Raw genomic sequence first — 2,341 nt, 5'->3', positions numbered from 1 at the left:
CCACCGCCGTGCGCTATTTGTTGCTGTAATGGCTGTTCGACCCCCGCGGTTTGGGTGGCGCCTAACTGTGGCCCCCCCACCCCCGGCGCGCCGCCCGCGCCGATTTGGCGCAAGCCCAGCAGGGCATCGAACGACTGATCGCCCAGATCCGCGGCGCGGCCGGGCTTCCCGTCACCGACTCCGCCACCGTCGAGGACTCGGTCGAATGGTCCCAGCAGCTGCTGGCCACCGCCAGCGCCGACCTCGCCGCCACCACCGCCGACGCCACCGCCCGCGAACAGGAATGCGCCCGGCTGCGCGCCGAGGCCGAGGAACTGCGCGCCCGCGAGGAACTGCGCCGCCGCATGGCCGCCGCCCGCGAACAACTCGCCCGCTACGAGTCCACCGCCGCCCAGCGCGCGGCCGCCCAGGCCGAACTCGACACCGCCCGCCGGGCACAGCCGGTCATCGAGGCCATCGACGAGGCCCGCGAGATCGTGCTCGACGCGCGCAGGCGCGAGACGGCCGCCCGCGAGTCCGCGGATCGCCTTGCCGCCGCACTGGCCGTCTCCGAGGCCGCCGACCTGCGCCTCGACCTGCTGGTCACCGAGGCATCCGGCGCGCAGTCCGACACCGGAGAATCCGGCGGGGATGCCCTCGCGGGACACCGGTCCGGTGGACCGGCCGCCGCGACCGGACGGGTGCTGACCCCTCGGCTGCGTGCGGACGCCGATCTGTAAGGCGCGATCCGGGCGTGGAGCGAGCGCTCCGGCTCGCTCGACACCGCCATCGTCGAGGCGCGATCCGCCGCGAAGACGGCTCGTGACCTGGACGCCCTGCGCGCCGAGGACGCCCGGCTGGCCCGCCGCGAACAGCAACTGACCCAGCGCCTCGAAGAACTGCCCGCCGCGATCGCGGCGGCCGAGCTGCGGTCGCGCGAGTCGGGGGAGGCGAAGGCCGCGCTGCCCGCCCTGGCCTCGGAGTGCGAGCGCCTGCGCACCGCGGCGAGCGCGGCCGCCGAGCTGGTCCGCCGCCGCGGCGATCTGGACGCCGCCCGGGTGGAGTTCGAGAACGCCCGCTCCGCCCACAACGACGCCCGCGAGCGGGTGCTCACCCTGCGCGAACGCAGGCTGGCGGGCATGGCGGCCGAGCTGGCGAGCGCGCTGGTCACCGGGAAGCCGTGCGCGGTGTGCGGATCGGTCGAGCATCCCGAGCCCGCCGAGAGCGGCGTGGACGCGGTGTCGGTTGACGCCGAGGAGGCAGCCGCCGAGGCCGAGCGGGCCGCCGAGCGGCGGCGCGACGGGATCGGTGTCCGGGTGGCGGAACTGGAGAAGGAGATCGAGGGCCTGCTCGCCCGCGGCGGCGACGCCGATCCGGTCGAACTCGCGGCCGCCCTCCGCTCGGCCACCGCCCGCTACGAGGACGCCACCGACGCCGCGAGTGTTTTCGACACCGCGGCGGCGGAACTCACCGGCCTGCGCGGCGAACAGACCCGCCACCATGACGAACTGCGTGCCACCCAGGTGCGCCGCGGCGAGATCCGCACCACCGTCGCCGCGGGCGAAGCCCGGTTGGCCGAGATCGAGGCGCGTCAGCGCGAGGTGGCGGGCGCCGACCGCACCGTCGCGGACCGCCGCGCCCGCCTGGACGCCCTGGTCGCCGCGGCCACCGAACTCGCCCGGCACCGCTCGGCCGCCCGCACCGCCCTCGACCAGGTCACCGCCGCCGCGGAGCGCGTCGAAACCCGCGCGCTGGCACAGGGTTTCCAGCCGGCTTCCGCCGTGCCCGCCGAGGCCGACCACGTCGCCCGGATCAGCGCCTACGCCGCCGTGGTCAAACAGGTCGCGCGAACCCCGCAGCGCCAGAACGAGATCGAAGCCGAACTGGTGGCCGCCGACCGTGCGCGGGCCGCCGCCGAAGCCGTGCTGGCCGAGCCGGAGATCCGCGCCGCCGCCGAGTCCGCGCCGGGCGACCTGCCCGCCGCGCAGCGGGCCGTCGAGGAAGCCCAGCAGCGCGTCAATGTCGCGATCGCCGCCCGCGCCGAGGCGTATCGCCGCGTGCAGGCGCTGGAGGAACTCGGCACCCAGCTGTGGAGCGAGGTCGAGCGTCTGGCCCCGCGCAAGCGCGCCTTCGACGAACTCGACCGCCTCGCCGACGTGGTCGCCGGGCGCGGGGAGAACAACCGCAGCATGTCCCTGCGCTCCTACGTGCTCGCCGCGCGGCTCGAGGAGGTCGCGCTGTCCGGCTCCATCCGGCTGCGCCGGATGTCCGGTGGCCGTTACGAATTCGTGCACACCGACAAGACGAGCCGCGGCGCTCGTCGCGGTGGCCTCGGCCTCGACATCCGTGACGACTACACCGG

At 75.6% G+C, this 2,341-nt stretch carries 1 protein-coding gene and 1 pseudogene; both read left to right on the top strand.

Annotated features, from left to right (window positions below; translation table 11 throughout):
* The first annotated feature begins 104 nt into the window (after nucleotides 1–104).
* On the top strand, nucleotides 105–719 hold the full coding sequence (locus QH283_RS29140) for a hypothetical protein (protein WP_280506133.1): 615 nt from the start codon (nucleotides 105–107) through the stop codon (nucleotides 717–719).
* A 318-nt stretch (nucleotides 720–1,037) separates the two neighbouring features.
* A pseudogene (locus QH283_RS29135) lies at nucleotides 1,038–2,341 on the top strand (AAA family ATPase); the annotation flags it as partial.

This window comes from Nocardia farcinica, assembly GCF_029867845.1.
GTDB lineage: Bacteria > Actinomycetota > Actinomycetes > Mycobacteriales > Mycobacteriaceae > Nocardia > Nocardia farcinica_A.
This window is presented reverse-complemented; position numbering and strand designations above follow the sequence as displayed.